Below are 14,605 nucleotides of genomic sequence, written 5' to 3' on the forward strand. Positions count from 1 at the left end.
AACGCCGTGGTCCGCGTGCCGACACATGGCCTTTACCTGTTCGGCACATGACAATGTGACCCTCGCACTGCCACCTGACACCCCGCCAACTGCCATGGCGGGCACGGTGCATACGAAGAGGTCCCCCACACCATGAGAATCCCCGGTAAATCCTCCTGGGCGGCAGCCCTCGCCGCCGGCGCGCTCCTGGTCCTGCCGGCCACCGCCTCGGCGGGCCAGCGGGAGACGGCGCATCCCCACGCCGACGTCGCCGCCCCGGCCCCCGCGTCCGCGCCGTCAGCCCCGTCCGGCCCCTCGGCCGCGAGCGTGGACGCGTACTACGCCGCCGCCGAGGGCAAGACCGGCGCCGCGCTGAAGACGGCCCTGCACTCCATCATCAAGACCCAGTCCAAGGTGAACTACGACGGCGTGTGGAACGCGCTGAAGGTCACCGACCAGGACCCGGCCAACCCGAACAACGTCATCCTGCTCTACTCCGGCCGCTCCCAGTCCAAGTCCACCAACGGCGGCGGGGCCAACGACTGGAACCGCGAGCACGTCTGGGCCAAGAGCCACGGCGACTTCGGCACCGCCACCGGCCCGGGCACCGACCTGCACCACCTGCGCCCCGAGGACGTGACGGTCAACAGCACCCGCGGCAACAAGGACTTCGACAAGGGCGGCAGCCCCGTCTCCGAGGCTCCCGGCAGCTTCACGGACGGCGATTCCTTCGAGCCCCGCGACGCGGTCAAGGGCGACGTCGCGCGCATGCTGCTCTACATGGCGGTGCGTTACGACGGCGGTGACGGCTTCGCCAACCTGGAGATGAACGACAAGGTCAACAACGGCAGCGCCCCGGCGATGGGCCGGATCAGCGTCCTGAAGCAGTGGCACCAGCAGGACCCGCCGGACGCCTTCGAGCAGCGCCGCAACCAGGTCATATTCGACACCTACCAGCACAACCGGAACCCGTTCATCGACCACCCGGAGTGGGTCGCCTCGATCTGGTAGCCCCGCCGGGACCCGGTCGGAAGCGGTCGGCCCCGGTCCTCATCCCCCCAGGCGCCCGGCGAGGGCGCTGAAGTCCGCCCAGGGCGCCTGCGGGGGACGCGGGTCCCAGGTCTTCTGCGCGAGGGCGGCCAGCGGGAGCCTGATGCCCGCCGCCACCTGCGCGGGGGTCTGGGCCCCGGCGAGGTCGCACCAGACGGCGAGCCGGGCGCCGAGGACCTGCGGGTCGTAGCGGGCCGGGACGGCGGTCGTGCCGCGCAGGACGAGCGGGGTCCACTGCTCGTAGATCCGCTTGCCGGTCGGGTACGTGAACGCGTTGGGCTCGCCGAGGACGTAGTAGAGGTACTCGTCGTTGAGGTTGACCACCTTGCGGCCCTCGTCCAGGTAGGCGAGCGGGGGCCGTGCCCCGATCTCCTTGCCCGTCCAGTACTCGACCTGGAGGTCCGGGGCGGCCTTGGCCACTCCCCCGGCGAAGAAGCCGTCGTTCCACGCCTTGAGGGCCTTGCCCGAGGGACGGACCACGGCCGCGCGGTCGTCGAGCCAGCCCGTCGCCAGGTCCTGGACCTTCGCGCCCGCCCCGTAGCGGGCCCGGGCCGCGGCGGCGAGTTGCGGGAAGGAGGCCTGCGGGTCGCGCACGACCAGGGCCTGGTACTCGTCGGCCCCCAGGTGCCAGGCTCCGGCGGGGAAGAGCGGCAGGTACTCGCGCAGCAGTTCGTCGACGAGCTTGGCCGCGGCCGGGTTGGATATGTCCACGGCGCCCTTGACCGCCCGGCCCCCGACGTCGCGCAGTTGCAGGTCCGGGTGGGCGCGCAGGACGGCACCGAGGTGTCCGGGCGAGTCGATCTCGGGGACGACCGCGATGTGGAGCCGCGCCGCGAGGGCGGTGATCCCGCGCACCTCCGCCTTGGTCAGGTGCGGGGTGGACACGATCTCCGGGTGGCTGTCGGACTGGATCCGGAAGGCCTGGTCGTCGGAGAAGTGCAGGCCGAGCTGGTTGAGCTTCATGTCCGCCATCTCGCGCATCCGGGCCTGGATCCACTCGGCGGTGAAGTGCTTGCGGGCGATGTCGAGGTTGAGTCCGCGCTGGGGTTTGGCCGGGGCGTCGCGGACGGTGCCCTCGGGGGCCGAGCCGGCCCCCCGCACCGCCTGCTTGAGGGTCCGGGTGCCGTAGAAGACGCCCGCCTCGTCGGGGGCGGTGATCGTGACCCGGCCGCCCCCGACCGTGAGGGTGTAGGACTCCGCCGGTCCCGAGCCGCGGGCGCCGAGGGCGAGGCTCACGTCCCCGGGCCGGGCGTCGTTCGACTCGGCGTAGCCCATCCGCAGCTCACCGGCGAGCAGCTTCCCCTCGTCGGCCAGGGCCGCGCTGTTCGCGGGTGCCACGAGGACCCGCGCGGCCGGTGCCGGTTTCCAGCCGGGGCCCCGGGCGGGCTCGTGTTCCCGTACGGCCGGGACGGTGCGCGGGGCGCTGGACAGCGCGTACGTCGACGGCGCGGAGGGCGGCGGGGTCGCGGTCGGGGTGGGGCCGCCGGGGTCGGCGGGCGGGGAGGTGGTGGGGGCGCCCCGGGTGTCCCGGGTGTCCCGGGTGTCCTGGGCGCCGGCGGAGCAGGAGGGTACGGCGAGGGTGACCACGGCGGCGGCCACTGCCGTCGCGATGGCCCGCCCGCGTATCCGCCCGGTCGCCGTCCTCATGGTGCATCCGTGTCCCCCGTACCAACCTGGCACGGGGGACACGGGCGCGCGACCGGAAGGGGTCGGCGGGCGCGGGTCAGCGCAGCGCGGCCAGGGTCTCCAGGGCCGCGGTCGCGAAGGCGTGGTCCTGCTCGGGCGCGCCGCCACCGACGCCGACGGCCCCGATCAGACGGCCGTCGCGGTGGACGGGCAGACCGCCCGCGATGAACAGCAGCGGCCGGTCCAGGGCCGTGGGCAGGGTGTGGAAGGGGCCGTCGGGCCGGACGGCGTCGACGAGGTCGGCCGTGGGGGCGTCGAGCTGGAGGGCGGTGAAGGCCTTGCGGGTGGCGGTCTCGCCGGAGATCAGCACGGCCCGGTCGTCGCGGCGGAAGGCCAGCGGGTGGCCGCCCGCGTCGAGGACGGAGACGCTGACGGTGGCCCCGGCCTCCTCGGCGGCGGCGTGGGCGGCGCCGACGAGCAGTTCGGCGTCCTCGGTGGTCAGCGGGGCGACGGCGGTACGGGTGGTGCTCACGGTTACTCCTGTGGATCTGTGTGGGGTGTGGGGGTGGATGTGGGTGTGGCGAGAGGGGGAGGTCAGGAACGGATGGCGGTAACGGGGGTGGCCGGGGAGGCGGGGGCGCCCGTCGCCACGAGGCGGCCCGCGTCCGGCGCGCGCCGGCCCGTACGCCGCTCCAGGGCCCCGGAGACGACGGCGAGGACGAGCGCGGAGGCGGCGAGGGCGGCGCCGACCCAGTTCGGGGCGGTCCAGCCCAGTCCGGCGGCGATCACGAGGCCGCCGAGCCAGGCGGCGAGGGCGTTGCCCAGGTTGAAGGCGCCGATGTTGACGGCGGAGGCCAGGGTGGGGGCGCCGGCGGCCTGGTCGAGGACCCGCTTCTGGAGCGGCGGGACGGTGGCGAAGCCGAGGGCGCCGATGAGCGTGACGGTGACGGCGGCGCCGGTCTTGCTGTGGGCGGTGAGGGTGAACAGGGCCAGGACGACGGCGAGGGCGCCCAGGGAGACGTAGAGCATCGGCATCAGGGCGCGGTCGGCGAACCGGCCTCCGATCAGGTTGCCCGCGACCATGCCGAGGCCGAAGAGGACGAGCAGCCAGGTGACGGAGGTGTCGGCGAAGCCGGCGACGTTCGTGAGCATCGGGGTGATGTACGTGATGGCCGCGAAGACGCCGCCGAAGCCGAGGACGGTCATGGCCATGGCCAGCAGCACCTGGACGTTGCGGAAGGCGGCCAGCTCGTGGCGGATCCGCACCCCTTCGGGGCGGGGCAGGTCGGGGACGAGCCGGGCGATGCCGAGCAGGCCGACGACGCCGAGGGCGGCGACGATCAGGAAGGTGACGCGCCAGCCGAGGTGCTGGCCGACGAGGGTGCCGAGCGGCACGCCGACGACGTTGGCCACGGTCAGGCCGGTGAACATCATGGCGATGGCGCCGGCCTTCTTCTCGGGGGCCACGAGGCCGGCGGCGACGACGGAGCCGATGCCGAAGAAGGCGCCGTGCGCGAGGGAGGCGACGACCCGGCCGGCGAGCATCACGCCGAGGGCGGGGGCCAGGGCGGAGAGCACGTTGCCGACGACGAACAGGCCCATGAGGAGCATCAACATGCGCTTGCGCGGGACGCGGGTGCCGAGGACGGTCATGAGCGGGGCGCCGAGGACCACGCCGAGGGCGTAGCCGGTGACGAGCAGGCCCGCGGTGGGGATGGTGACGCCGTAGTCGGCGGCGACCTCGGGGAGCAGGCCCATGATCACGAATTCGGTGGTGCCGATCCCGAAGGCCCCGATGGCGAGGGCGAGGAGCGCGAGAGGCATGACGGAGCAGCCCTTCAGAGGTGCGGGGGCGAGGAGGGGGAGGTGGGGAGAACCGGGCGGACGGCGCACTGTGGCGCTCGCCGATTGCCTGCGTCCACATTAATTGCAGACGCGGGATATTTGCAAACGCCGACTATTTCGCGCGTGACCTATCCTGGCGGTACGACGATCTACGAACACGGAGGAGCCCATGACGGCCACGGACGGCGCCCTGACCGCACTCGCCCAGGGCTGGTGCGCCCTTTCCCTCCTCCACGGCCGCATCGAGGCCCACATCGAACGGGCCTTGCAGAGCGGGCACGGCCTGAGCGTGCGCGAGTACTCCCTGCTCGACGTGCTCAGCCGGCAGCACTCCGGCGTCGGCGGCCACCTGCGGATGCACCAGGTCGCGGACTCGGTGGTGCTCAGCCAGAGCGCGACGACGCGGCTGGTGACCCGGCTGGAGGACCGCGGACTGCTGAACCGGTACCTGTGCGACACGGACCGTCGGGGCATCTACACCGACGTGAGCGAGGCGGGCCTGGCCCTGCTGGCCGAGGCCCGCCCCACGAACGACGCGGCCCTGCGCGAGGCGCTGGACGAGGCCGCCCTGAACCCGCAGCTCGCACCCCTGGTCGCGGCGGTCGAGAACTCCCGCCCCGCCCACGTCTGAGACCCGCGGGGTCCTTGACCGGGGGCGGTACCGCCCCCGGTCAAGGACCCCGCGGCGCTACCCCTTCGGGGCGGCCGGCGGCGACGCCGAGGGGACGGGCGTCGTCGTCCTCGCCCCGCCCGCGGGCGGCGGCGGGGTCGGGGTCGCCGAGGAGAACGCGCCCGCCCGGGTGGCGGGCGGCGCCGCGGACGGCGTGGCCCCGGCGGTCGAGAGCCGGGGCGTCGGCCCGAGGGAGGAACCGGGCCGGGTCGGCGGCGGCGACGGCACCGCGGACGGACTCGGCGACGGGGTGCCGGACGGACGGCTCGGCGACGGGGTGGGCGAGGTCAGCTCCGGCGGGGTGGCGGGCGGCTCGTGCCGCTCGCCGACCGGACCGGAACCGAGGAAGAGGTAGCCGGCCACGGCCGCCGCGGCCAGCCCGGACAACCCGGCCAGCGCCCACGTCGAGCGACGCCGCCACAGGGCCCGCACGGACAGCCGTCGCAGGTGCGGGCCCGGCGGGTCCGCCGGGCGCAGCACGCGGACCGTGATCTCGTCCGCCCGGGCGGAGAGGGCGTCGCGCAGGAGCCGCTCCACGGGGCGGTCGCCGCCCGGCGGCGTACCCGTAGATCCGGTCATACCCGTCCCTCCAGAATCTTCTCCAGCGCGTCCAGGGCACGGCTGGCGTTCGACTTCACGGCGCCCCGGCTGATGCCGAGCGTCTCGGCGATCTCCGCCTCGCTCATGTCGGCCCAGTACCGCAGCACCAGGACCTGGCGGCGGCGCGGGGTCAACGCGCCCAACGCCGCCAGCACTTCGCGGTGCGCCTCCCCCAGGACGACCGCGGCCTCGGCGGAGGGGACGTCCGCCGTGCGCGGCGGGATCCAGGCGCGTGCGGTGCGCCGGCGCCGCAGAACGGAACGGGAGGTGTTGACGACGGCGGTGCGCAGGTAGCCGAGCGCGTTGTCCACCTCCGCGATCCGTTCCCCGTGGCGGCGGTACAGCGCGGTGAAGGCGTCCTGCACCACGTCCTCGGCGGTGGCCAGGTCGTCGACGAGGAGCACCGCCAGGCGGACCATGCCCAGGCGGTGCGCGTGGTACAGCTCGCTGACCGTGGGTGCGCCGGCGGTCGGCGGCGCGCTGGCGCCCCCGCCGGCGGTCGTGCGGTCACGGTCTCGGTCGTGGGTGTACGCGTACGGGCCGGGACCCGTCGGCGTGGCCGACCGGTCCCGGCGCGCGAACCACCACCGAAGGCCCCGCCACGCCCGGGAGAACCCGGGCATGAGGGGGCCGGAGGCTGGTGCGAGGTCGAGCACGGAGGTCCTCAGCTGCTGGTGCGGCGCCGCACGGTGTACAGGGCGCCCGCGCCGACGGCGATGAGGCCGGCGGCGCCGGTGCCCAGTGCGATGGTCGTGGCGGAAGAGCCAGTATGCGCGAGTTCCGTTCCGGCCGGGGCGGAGGGCTCGGCGGTCGGGGTCGCGCCCGCCGGGTGGGACGCCGACGGGGTCGGCTTGGCACCCGCCGGGCCGGTCGGGGCCGGGCTCGGGGTGGCGGTGCCGCCCGGGGCGGTCGGGACCGGGCTCGGCTTGCCGGTACCCGAGGTCGGGGCCGGGCTCGGGGTGGCGCTGCCGGCCGGGCTCGTCGGGACCGCGCTGGGAGCGGCGCTCGGGGTCGCGGAGGCGGGCGCGGTCGGCACGGGCGAGGTCCCCTGCGCGGCGAAGGCCGGCCCGCCGAGCGCGACGGCCACGCCGGCGGCCGCGGCGACGACGGCCGCCCGGTGGGCGGACAGGGGAAGGCGCTTCAGGTTCTTCACGGTGGTTCTCCACGGTCGGGTCGGTCGGTACGAGGGCGTGTGTGTCCCGCCCTTCACCCCCGCACGACGCGCGAGTCCCCGATCGGTTGCCGCCGATTTCGAAAAACTTTCCGCGCCCGCCGAAACGGCCGGGCCAGGCCCGCGACCGGGCCCGCGGCCGGCCCTGCGGACCGCCCCGTGGACCGCTTTGCGGACCGCCCCGTGGACCGCCCCGCCGCCCGCGCCCCGGTCAGTCGCGTGCGGGCGGCGCCACCGGTGGCCAGGGGACCTCCGCCAGCAGCGGCAGCAGCGTCCGCTCCTCGTGGTCGAGGTGGCTCGTGAGCCGCTCCGTCATCCGTTCCAGCTCCGCGCGGAAGCGGACGGGGTCGGCGATCGCGAGACCGTCCAGCAGGGCGACCAGCTCGTCCTGGATCCCGGCCAGGACGGCGTGTTCGACCCGCAGCCGCTCGAACGTGTCCGCCAGGTGCGGGTGGTGGACGGCGATCCCGGGGAACAGGTGCGCGTCCTCGGCGGTGTGGTGGAACTCCAGGGCGCGGCAGAAGGCCAGGCAGCGCTGGCGGATCTGGATGCCGAGGCCGGGCGCGGGCGGCTCCCCCGGCCCCGTGTGGGAGGCCCGGGCGGCGAAGTGTTCCTCGGTCTCGGCGCTCACGTGGCGCAGTTGGGCCCGCAGCCAGGTGTGGGTCTCCAGCAGCTTCCCGGCGAGGTCGCGCACCTCGGCCGGCGGCTCCCAGCCGTCGGGTTCGGCGGGCTCCAGGCGGACGACGGGCAGGACGCGGGTGGTACGGGCCTGGTAGTCGGCGTAGCCGGGGGCCGCGCGGACCACCTCGGCGAAGAGTTCCTCGCGCCGCTCCCCCTCGGTGGGGACGGCGAGCGCCTCGAAGGTCTCCTCGCCGAGTTCCACCTCGACCAGGGGGTGGGCGAGCAGGTTGTGGTACCAGTCCGGGTGGCGGGGCGCCCCGAGGTTGGAGGCGACGACCAGCAGCGCGCCCGCGTGACGGACGTAGCCGAGGGGGGTGGTGGTCCGGGCGCCGGACCGGGCGCCGGTGGTGGTCAGCAGGAGGAGGTCGGACCCCTCGAAGGGGCCGCCGACCTTGCCCCGGTGGGCACGGAACTCCTCGATGACGGACTGGTTGAAGGACGTGGGCACGGTTGGTCTCTCTCTCCGGGCGGGCCCGTGCGCGCCGTCGGCGGCCGACGGCGCCGCCACGGCGTGGCGCAGGCGCGCGGCGTGCGCGGCGGGGCGGGGGAGGCCCGGGTGGCGAAGGGTGTGGAAGGGGGAAGGACGACGCACGGGCACGACGGAGGTGCCGAGGGGGTCGGTGCGGGGGCGGGGCCGGATCGCCGGCGCCGCCGCGCGTCAACCGCGGTGCGGGGAAGAAGAGGGCGAAGAACTCATGGTGTTCTCCTGAAGGAAGGGTGTTCGCCCGATCGCCGGCCGGCCCACTGCTCTGTGGCCGGCGCCACGCGACACCGTTGCCCATTACACGCAGCCGGCGCGGCGCTGTCAACTCCGTTGCGCGCGGGCGCAGGTGCGCAGGGCGCGGCCCAACAGGGCGACGCCCTCCTCGATCTCGCCCGCCGGGCCGGCGGCGTACCCGAGGATCAGACCGGGCGGTCCGGGGCGCATGCGGTGCCAGGACAGGGGGTGGGTCTTGACCCCGAGGGCGAGGGCGGTCGCCGCGAGGTCCGTGTCCGCGAAGGGGGCGCCGTCGAAGGTGACCATGAGGTGCAGGCCCGCCGCCGCGCCGTGGACCCGGGCGCCGGGCAGTTCGGCGGCGACGGCCCGCAGCATCGCGTCCCGGCGGCGGCGGTGGCGGCGGCGGACGAAGCGCAGGTGGCGCTCCAGTTCCCCGGACTCCATCAGCCGGGCGAGGACCAGTTGCGCGAGGACGGGGTTGCCGAGGTCGGCGTGGCGTTTGGCGGCGACCACCGCGTCGCGCAGCCGGGTCGGGACCAGCAACCAGCCCAGCCGCAGGGCGGGGGCGAGCAGCTTGGAGACGCTGCCCGCGTAGGCGACGGCCTCGGGCAGCATGGCCCGCAGCGCGGGGACGGGAGCGCGGTCGTAGCGGTGCTCGGCGTCGTAGTCGTCCTCGACGACCAGTCCCCCGGCCGCGGCCCAGTCCAGCAGTTCCCGGCGGCGCTCCCCGTCGAGCACGACCCCGGTCGGGAACTGGTGCGCGGGCGTCAGCAGCACCGCCGGGGCCCCGCTCGCGCGGAGCGCGGCCACGTCCAGCCCGGCCCCGTCCACCGGTACGCCGACGACGTCCAGCCCGGCGTGTTCGAGCTGCCCGCGCGCGCCCAGCGAACCGGGGTCCTCCACCGCGATCCGGCGCACGCCCTGTGCGGGCAGGACCTGTGCGAGCAGCCACAGGGCCTGGGCGACGCCGGCGACCACGACGACCTCGGCGGGGTCCGCGCGGACGCCCCGGTTGCGGGCGAGCCAACCGGCGACGGCCTCCCGCAGGGCGGGCGCCCCCTGGGGGTTGCCGTAGCCGAAGTCGGCGGGGGTGAGGGCGGACAGGACCCGGCGTTCGGCCTGGAGCCAGGCGGTGCGGGGGAAGGCGGTGAGGTCGGGCACGCCGGGCGAGAGGTCGATGCGGCAGGACACGGCGCGCAGGGCGTCCACCGGCCCCCCGCGAGCGGCCTCGGCGGCGCCGGCGGCGGGCGGCGGGGGCGGTGCGGCGACGACCACGGTGCCGGCGCGGCCCCGACCGGCGACCTGGCCCGTCTCCGCGAGCCGCTGGTAGGCCTCGGTCACCAGGCCCCGGGAGACGCCGAGTTCGGCGGCGAGCACCCGGCCGGCGGGCAGTCGGCTGCCGATCGGGAGGGTGCCGTCCGCGATCGCGGCGCGCAGCCGGTCGGCGAGCCATTCGGTGCGTCCGCCGGCTGGGGCGTCCGTGAGGTCGAGCTGGAGGAAGTCCGCTCCGCCGGCGGCGCCGGGCGGGCGGGCGTCGACGGTTTTGGACCCCTCGGTGGCGCCTGGTTTGGACCTGCTCACCGGACCATTGTGCCCGCAGCCTGGACGGCATGAGCACTTCCACGCCCTCCACGCCCTCCACGGCTTCTGCGGCTTCTACGGCTTCTGCGGCTTCCACGGCTTCCACACCCACCGCCCCCGCACCCCACGCGCCCTCGGCCGCCGCCGGGGCCGGGGCCCCGGCCCCGCGCCCCGCGTCCTCCCTCGCCGCCCTGGCCCCGGGGGTCGTGGGCATGGCGCTGGTCGGCAGCAGCGTCACCGTCTCGCGCACGCTCGTCGACGCCCCGCTGTTCACCGCGCAGGCCGTCCGGTACGTGGCCGCCGCCCTGATCCTGGTGGGCCTCGCCCGCGCCGCCGGGGTCCGACCGTCCCTGCCCCGGGGCGCGGAGTGGTGGTGGCTGGGCGGGATCGCCGCCACCGGGCTGGTGCTGTTCAACGTCGCGGTCGTACGGGGCGTCGCGCACGCGGAACCGGCCGTCATCGCCGTCGCGGTGGCCTCCGTGCCGATCGTTCTGGGGGTGATGGGCCCGCTGCTGGAGCGGCGCGCGCCGAGCCGTCGGGTGCTGTGGGCCGCGCCGGTCGTGGTGGCGGGGGCCGTCCTGGTCGAGGGGACGGGCCGCACCGACGCGGCCGGGGTGGCCTGGGCGGCGCTGGCCCTGGCCTGCGAGGCGGGGTTCACGCTGCTGGCGGTGCCGGTGCTGGGGCGGCACGGCGCGTGGGGGGTGTCCCTGCACGCGGTGTGGATGGGCGCCGTGATGTTCGCGGTGGCGGCGGTGTGCGTGGAGGGACCGGCTGCCGCGGGGCGCCTGTCGGGGGGCCAGTGGGCGGCCGTCGGGTACCTCGCGGTCCTGGTGACGGCGGTGGCGTTCCTGCTCTGGTACCGCACGGTGGCGGCCGTGGGATCCGGCCGGGCGGGGCTGCTGACGGGGGTCGCGCCGCTCGCGGCGGCGGGCGGCGGGGTGCTGTCGGGGGGCGGCGTACCGGGGGCGGCGGTGTGGCTGGGGCTCACCGTGGTGATCGCCGGACTCGCTCTGGGACTGCGGGAGTGAGCCACCGGGCGGTCCCTCCGGGCGCCGGCGCGCGGGACGCGGGCCGGGGACGCGGTCCGGGGGCCGGGGACGCGCCCGGGGCGGGGACGCGCCCGGGGCGGCGGGACGACCCGGGGGTCGGCGCGGTCAGCCGGCTGCGGGGACCAGGACCACGGCCGTCCCGTACGCGCACACCTCGGTGCCGACGTCCGCGGCGTCCGTGACGTCGAAGCGCATCATCAGCACGGCGTTGGCTCCGCGCGCCTTGGCCTGTTCGATGAGCCGGTCCATGGCCTGGTTGCGGGTCTCCACCAGGGTCTTGGTCAGCCCCTTGAGCTCGCCGCCGATCATGGACTTCAGGCCGGCTCCGATCTGGCTGCCGAGGTGGCGCGAACGCACCGTGAGCCCGAAGACCTCGCCGATGACCTGTTCGACGCGGTACCCGGGAACGTCATTGGTGGTCACGACGAGAACACCGGTCCGCTGGGCTCCGGGGCCGCCGCCGTAGTCTTCGATACCCATGCGGCCACTGTGGCCCCGCGCGCGCCCGCCCGCATCCGCAGGCGGCGCCCGGGCCGACGCGCGCGCCGGGACGGCGTGCGGAATGTGGCCGGAACGTCCCCGGATGATTGCCCGGTTTCGGGGCCACTCCCTAGCATGGGCCGACCGCACGGAGGAGGGCACATGTACTTACGTCACGAACCCCAGGATCCCCCGCCACCCCTCATCGACATGCACACCCCGAGCGTGGCCAGGATGTACGACTGGCTCCTGGGCGGCGTGGAGAACTACGCCAGCGACCGGGAGGCGTGCGCGAAGCTGCTGGAGATAGCACCGAGCACGCAGCTGCTGGCCCGCAACAACCGGGCCTTCCTCACCCGGGTCGTGCGCACGCTCGTCGAGGACTACGGCATCCGCCAGTTCCTCGACCACGGTTCCGGCCTGCCCACCCAGGACAACGTCCACGAGGTGGCCCAGCGCGCCCACCCCGCCTGCCGGGTCGCGTACGTCGACAACGACCCGATGGTCCTCGCGCACGCCCAGACCACCCTGCACGACAACGCCGGCACGCTGGTCATCTCCGAGGACATGCGCGAGACCGAGCGGATCCGCCGGGCCACGGACCGGTTCCTCGACTGGGGGCAGCCCATGGCCGCCCTGTTCGTGTCGGTGCTGCACTGCATCCCGGACACCGAGGACGACCGCTCCCCCGCCGCCGTCGTGCGCCGCACGGCGGAACTGCTGCCGCCGGGCAGCTTCATGGTGATCTGCCAACTCGTGAGCGACGACGCCGAGGTGCGCGAGCAGGTCACCCGGCTCATGGACGTCAGCACCCACGGGAACTGGGGCCGGGTGCGCGAGCCGCACGAGGTGGCGCGCTACTTCGAGGGTCTGGAGATCCTGGAGCCCCGCCTCGTCGACGTGGTCGACTGGCGGCCGGACTCCGCGCCGCCTCCGCCCGAACGCCGACCGAAGGACTGGGTCGAGTGGGGCGGCGTCGGGCGCCTGTCGCGCTGACCCCTACCGGCGACCGCCCCGCGCGGGCGGTCGCTCACTCGCCCGCGAAGGCGTCCCGCGCCTCCAGGATCATCTCCCTGCTGCGGTCCCGGGAGGCCGCGGCGACCCGCAGGTTGCTCAGCGCGTTGCGGTGGTCGTCCAGGGCTCGGGGCCGGGTCACGTAGTTGGCTCCGTTGATGTGCTCGACGTAGGCGAGTTCGCCGGGGCCGCCGTCGCGGAAGGTGAGGTGCGTGATCGGGTACGGCGGGGCGGCGACGTAGCCGGAGGTCATGTCGAGGATGCGGATGTTGACCCGGGCGGTGTCGCCCGCCTCCAGCAGGTACGTGAGCTGCTCGCGCATCACCTGTGCGTTGCCGCAGCGGCGCTTGAGGATGCCCTGGTCCAGCAGCGCCGTCAGCCGGGGGACGTCGCCGTCCATCAGGCGCAGTCGGCGTTGGGTGCGCAGCTGCACGACCCGCTCGATCTCCTCGGCGGGGGCGCTGGGCATGACGGCCCTGACCATGTGCCGCGCGTAGGAGGGCAGTTGGAGGATGCCGGGGACGACGAGGTTCTCGTAGACGCAGATCTCCTCGGCCTCGCCCTCCAGTTGGATCAGGCGCCTGAGGAAGCCCGGGGTCACGTCGCTGTACTGCTCGTACCACTCGCGGTCCTGGGCGAACTCCAGGAGGCGCTCGATCGTCCGCCGCTCCTCGGCGTCGAGGCCGTAGTGGTGGACGAGGTCGTGGACGTCCCGGGCCTTGGGCGGGCTCTCCCCGCGCTCCAGACGGCTGACCTTGGAGACGGAGCCGCGGATCACCGCCGCCACCTGTCTCAGGGTGAGCCCCCGGTCCTCGCGGTGCCCCCGCAGGGCCTGGCCCAGCACGCGCCCGGCCGCCGCCCGACCCGGTTCACGCTCCAACGGCAGTACGGAGGCGAGGGGATCGGGTGACGGCTCGGACGTCGGCTCGGGGAGGGCGGACATACGGACTCCAATGCGACGGGGACGGGTCCCGGTCCTCAGAATGGAGTGTCAGCCCCTGCCATCCAAGCTTTGGCCTACGATATGAATGTCATCCGGTCAGTCGGTCGAACTCAGTCGGTCGAAGTCAGTCGGTCGAACTCGGATCGCTTGGCGCCGTCGATGAAGGCCTCCATCTCGGCCGCCGTGAACACCAGCGCCGGTCCGTCCGGATGGCGGGAGTTGCGCACCGCCACCTCTCCGCCCTCCAACGCGGCGACCTCCACACAGTTCCCGTTGCCCACGCTGGCACTGCTCTTCACCCAGACCGCGCCCGGAATCCCGCTCGCCGCGACGCCATTGTGTAACCGCATGACCCTGCCCCTCCTCATCGGCCACCCCCGGTGGGATGGCATGACAAGCACTCCTCAGCATGCTAGCCGGCCCTCGGGCGCCTGGAAGTCCCTCGAAAGGGTTGGGCATTTCGGGCTAAAGGCCGGTGCGCCGCCGGGACGGGCCCGTGCCCCCTCGCCATAGTCGTCCGTGGCGACCGCCCGGTCGCCGCCCCGGACGTGTGGCGCGCCCGGACGGACGTCTTCGTAGAGGAGCCGGCTCATGCTGCAACCCACCCGGACCGTTCTCGCCCTCGCGGCCGGCACCCTGGCGCTCGGCCTGCTCGGTGCGGGCGTCTCCGTCGCCGACACCGCCCCCGTCGACGAGGGACCCGCCTCGGTCGGGCTCGCCGCCGGGCACCCGGGCGGGGACGAGTACGACTCCGAGGGCTATCACCGCGCCTACGGCAAGGTGGTCTCGAAGGGACCGCTCAGCGTCCGCAGCCACCCCACCACGCACTCCTACCTGCTGGGCAAGGTGCACCCGCACCGGAAGCTGGCGCTGGAGTGCAAGACCCGCGGGCAGAAGGTCGACGGCAACGACCTCTGGTACCTCCTGGACCTCAAGCGTCACGAGAACGGCGACAACGGCATGGAGCCGCTCGACGGACTGCGGGAGTCGCAGGACGGCGACGCCTCCCGGAGCGCCGCCGAGGGCCACAAGGGCCACGCGGAGCACCGCGGCGCCTGGGTCTCCGCCCGCTACGTCAAGAACCTCACCCCGGTGAAGTGGTGCCGCTTCTGACCCACCGCCGGCCCGGCTGATCCGGAAGGCGTGGTCCAGGGCCTGTCGTCGCACTCCTGTCGTCGCCCGGCAGACGGGAGTGCGA

16 protein-coding genes are annotated in these 14,605 nt (G+C 74.7%); 5 read left to right on the forward strand and 11 right to left on the reverse strand.

The window, feature by feature from the left end; all coding sequences use genetic code 11:
* The first annotated feature begins 132 nt into the window (after positions 1 to 132).
* Positions 133 to 990 (forward strand): endonuclease I family protein, encoded by an 858-nt coding sequence (locus ACZ6ZI_RS30370; RefSeq protein WP_469526101.1) that lies wholly within the window; start codon positions 133 to 135, stop codon positions 988 to 990.
* Between the two features lie 39 nt (positions 991 to 1,029).
* Here ACZ6ZI_RS30370 and ACZ6ZI_RS30375 read toward each other — a convergent pair whose 3' ends face one another.
* From ACZ6ZI_RS30375 to ACZ6ZI_RS30385, 3 genes are all read right to left on the reverse strand, one after another.
* Positions 1,030 to 2,676, reverse strand: coding sequence for a beta-N-acetylhexosaminidase (locus ACZ6ZI_RS30375; protein ID WP_469526102.1), 1,647 nt, complete (start codon positions 2,674 to 2,676; stop codon positions 1,030 to 1,032).
* A 76-nt stretch (positions 2,677 to 2,752) separates the two neighbouring features.
* Positions 2,753 to 3,187, reverse strand: a complete 435-nt coding sequence (locus ACZ6ZI_RS30380; RefSeq protein ID WP_363059763.1) for a GlcG/HbpS family heme-binding protein — start codon at positions 3,185 to 3,187, stop codon at positions 2,753 to 2,755.
* 62 nt (positions 3,188 to 3,249) lie between these two features.
* A complete protein-coding gene (locus ACZ6ZI_RS30385; protein ID WP_469526106.1) occupies positions 3,250 to 4,479 on the reverse strand; it encodes an MFS transporter in 1,230 nt (409 codons plus the stop codon).
* A gap of 190 nt (positions 4,480 to 4,669) precedes the next feature.
* Here ACZ6ZI_RS30385 and ACZ6ZI_RS30390 point away from each other — a divergent pair, with 190 nt between their 5' ends.
* Positions 4,670 to 5,131 (forward strand): MarR family winged helix-turn-helix transcriptional regulator, encoded by a 462-nt coding sequence (locus tag ACZ6ZI_RS30390; protein WP_363059765.1) that lies wholly within the window; start codon positions 4,670 to 4,672, stop codon positions 5,129 to 5,131.
* A 57-nt stretch (positions 5,132 to 5,188) separates the two neighbouring features.
* On the opposite strand, the gene ACZ6ZI_RS30395 is transcribed toward ACZ6ZI_RS30390, so the two are convergent.
* The 5 genes from ACZ6ZI_RS30395 to pdxR form a co-directional block, all read right to left on the reverse strand.
* Positions 5,189 to 5,749, reverse strand: coding sequence for a hypothetical protein (locus tag ACZ6ZI_RS30395; RefSeq protein ID WP_469526109.1), 561 nt, complete (start codon positions 5,747 to 5,749; stop codon positions 5,189 to 5,191).
* On the reverse strand, positions 5,746 to 6,426 hold the full coding sequence (locus ACZ6ZI_RS30400) for an RNA polymerase sigma factor (RefSeq protein ID WP_469526112.1): 681 nt from the start codon (positions 6,424 to 6,426) through the stop codon (positions 5,746 to 5,748). The genes ACZ6ZI_RS30395 and ACZ6ZI_RS30400 overlap by 4 nt, the downstream gene beginning before the upstream one ends.
* Positions 6,427 to 6,434: 8 nt before the next feature.
* Positions 6,435 to 6,923, reverse strand: coding sequence for an LPXTG cell wall anchor domain-containing protein (locus tag ACZ6ZI_RS30405; protein WP_469526114.1), 489 nt, complete (start codon positions 6,921 to 6,923; stop codon positions 6,435 to 6,437).
* 229 nt (positions 6,924 to 7,152) lie between these two features.
* Positions 7,153 to 8,070 carry a nitroreductase/quinone reductase family protein gene (locus tag ACZ6ZI_RS30410; protein WP_469526115.1) on the reverse strand — a complete coding sequence of 306 codons (918 nt, stop codon included), beginning with the start codon at positions 8,068 to 8,070 and terminating at the stop codon, positions 7,153 to 7,155.
* A gap of 357 nt (positions 8,071 to 8,427) precedes the next feature.
* Positions 8,428 to 9,921, reverse strand: a complete 1,494-nt coding sequence (pdxR, locus tag ACZ6ZI_RS30415; RefSeq protein ID WP_469526118.1) for a MocR-like pyridoxine biosynthesis transcription factor PdxR — start codon at positions 9,919 to 9,921, stop codon at positions 8,428 to 8,430.
* Between the two features lie 212 nt (positions 9,922 to 10,133).
* On the opposite strand from pdxR, the gene ACZ6ZI_RS30420 reads away from it, so the two are divergent.
* The gene (locus ACZ6ZI_RS30420; RefSeq protein ID WP_469526119.1) at positions 10,134 to 10,949 is read left to right on the forward strand and encodes an EamA family transporter; all 816 of its coding nucleotides are present in this window, start codon (positions 10,134 to 10,136) and stop codon (positions 10,947 to 10,949) included.
* Between the two features lie 126 nt (positions 10,950 to 11,075).
* Here the strand turns inward: ACZ6ZI_RS30420 and ACZ6ZI_RS30425 are convergent, their stop codons facing one another.
* A complete protein-coding gene (locus ACZ6ZI_RS30425) occupies positions 11,076 to 11,450 on the reverse strand; it encodes a YbjQ family protein (RefSeq protein ID WP_363059779.1) in 375 nt (124 codons plus the stop codon).
* Between the two features lie 162 nt (positions 11,451 to 11,612).
* Here ACZ6ZI_RS30425 and ACZ6ZI_RS30430 point away from each other — a divergent pair, with 162 nt between their 5' ends.
* Positions 11,613 to 12,446 carry an SAM-dependent methyltransferase gene (locus ACZ6ZI_RS30430; RefSeq protein ID WP_469526120.1) on the forward strand — a complete coding sequence of 278 codons (834 nt, stop codon included), beginning with the start codon at positions 11,613 to 11,615 and terminating at the stop codon, positions 12,444 to 12,446.
* Positions 12,447 to 12,480: 34 nt separating this feature from the next.
* On the opposite strand, the gene ACZ6ZI_RS30435 is transcribed toward ACZ6ZI_RS30430, so the two are convergent.
* Both ACZ6ZI_RS30435 and ACZ6ZI_RS30440 read right to left on the reverse strand, forming a co-directional pair.
* Positions 12,481 to 13,407: a helix-turn-helix domain-containing protein gene (locus ACZ6ZI_RS30435; protein ID WP_469526123.1), complete on the reverse strand. Its 927-nt coding sequence runs from the start codon at positions 13,405 to 13,407 to the stop codon at positions 12,481 to 12,483.
* Between the two features lie 110 nt (positions 13,408 to 13,517).
* Positions 13,518 to 13,757 (reverse strand): DUF397 domain-containing protein, encoded by a 240-nt coding sequence (locus ACZ6ZI_RS30440; RefSeq protein WP_363059785.1) that lies wholly within the window; start codon positions 13,755 to 13,757, stop codon positions 13,518 to 13,520.
* A 241-nt stretch (positions 13,758 to 13,998) separates the two neighbouring features.
* Here ACZ6ZI_RS30440 and ACZ6ZI_RS30445 point away from each other — a divergent pair, with 241 nt between their 5' ends.
* On the forward strand, positions 13,999 to 14,520 hold the full coding sequence (locus ACZ6ZI_RS30445) for a hypothetical protein (protein ID WP_469526125.1): 522 nt from the start codon (positions 13,999 to 14,001) through the stop codon (positions 14,518 to 14,520).
* The last annotated feature ends 85 nt before the right edge of the window (positions 14,521 to 14,605 follow it).

The sequence above is a fragment of the Streptomyces sp. NPDC103540 genome (assembly GCF_055584445.1).

Coding starts and splice junctions, on each gene's coding strand:
- ACZ6ZI_RS30440 (WP_363059785.1), bottom strand. CDS start 13,757: ATGCGGTTACACAATGGCGTCGCGGCGAGCGGGATTCCGGGCGCGGTC.
- ACZ6ZI_RS30425 (WP_363059779.1), bottom strand. CDS start 11,450: ATGGGTATCGAAGACTACGGCGGCGGCCCCGGAGCCCAGCGGACCGGT.
- ACZ6ZI_RS30375 (WP_469526102.1), bottom strand. CDS start 2,676: ATGAGGACGGCGACCGGGCGGATACGCGGGCGGGCCATCGCGACGGCA.
- ACZ6ZI_RS30370 (WP_469526101.1), top strand. CDS start 133: ATGAGAATCCCCGGTAAATCCTCCTGGGCGGCAGCCCTCGCCGCCGGC.
- ACZ6ZI_RS30445 (WP_469526125.1), top strand. CDS start 13,999: ATGCTGCAACCCACCCGGACCGTTCTCGCCCTCGCGGCCGGCACCCTG.
- ACZ6ZI_RS30435 (WP_469526123.1), bottom strand. CDS start 13,407: ATGTCCGCCCTCCCCGAGCCGACGTCCGAGCCGTCACCCGATCCCCTC.
- ACZ6ZI_RS30395 (WP_469526109.1), bottom strand. CDS start 5,749: ATGACCGGATCTACGGGTACGCCGCCGGGCGGCGACCGCCCCGTGGAG.
- ACZ6ZI_RS30420 (WP_469526119.1), top strand. CDS start 10,134: ATGGCGCTGGTCGGCAGCAGCGTCACCGTCTCGCGCACGCTCGTCGAC.
- ACZ6ZI_RS30385 (WP_469526106.1), bottom strand. CDS start 4,479: ATGCCTCTCGCGCTCCTCGCCCTCGCCATCGGGGCCTTCGGGATCGGC.
- ACZ6ZI_RS30390 (WP_363059765.1), top strand. CDS start 4,670: ATGACGGCCACGGACGGCGCCCTGACCGCACTCGCCCAGGGCTGGTGC.
- ACZ6ZI_RS30430 (WP_469526120.1), top strand. CDS start 11,613: ATGTACTTACGTCACGAACCCCAGGATCCCCCGCCACCCCTCATCGAC.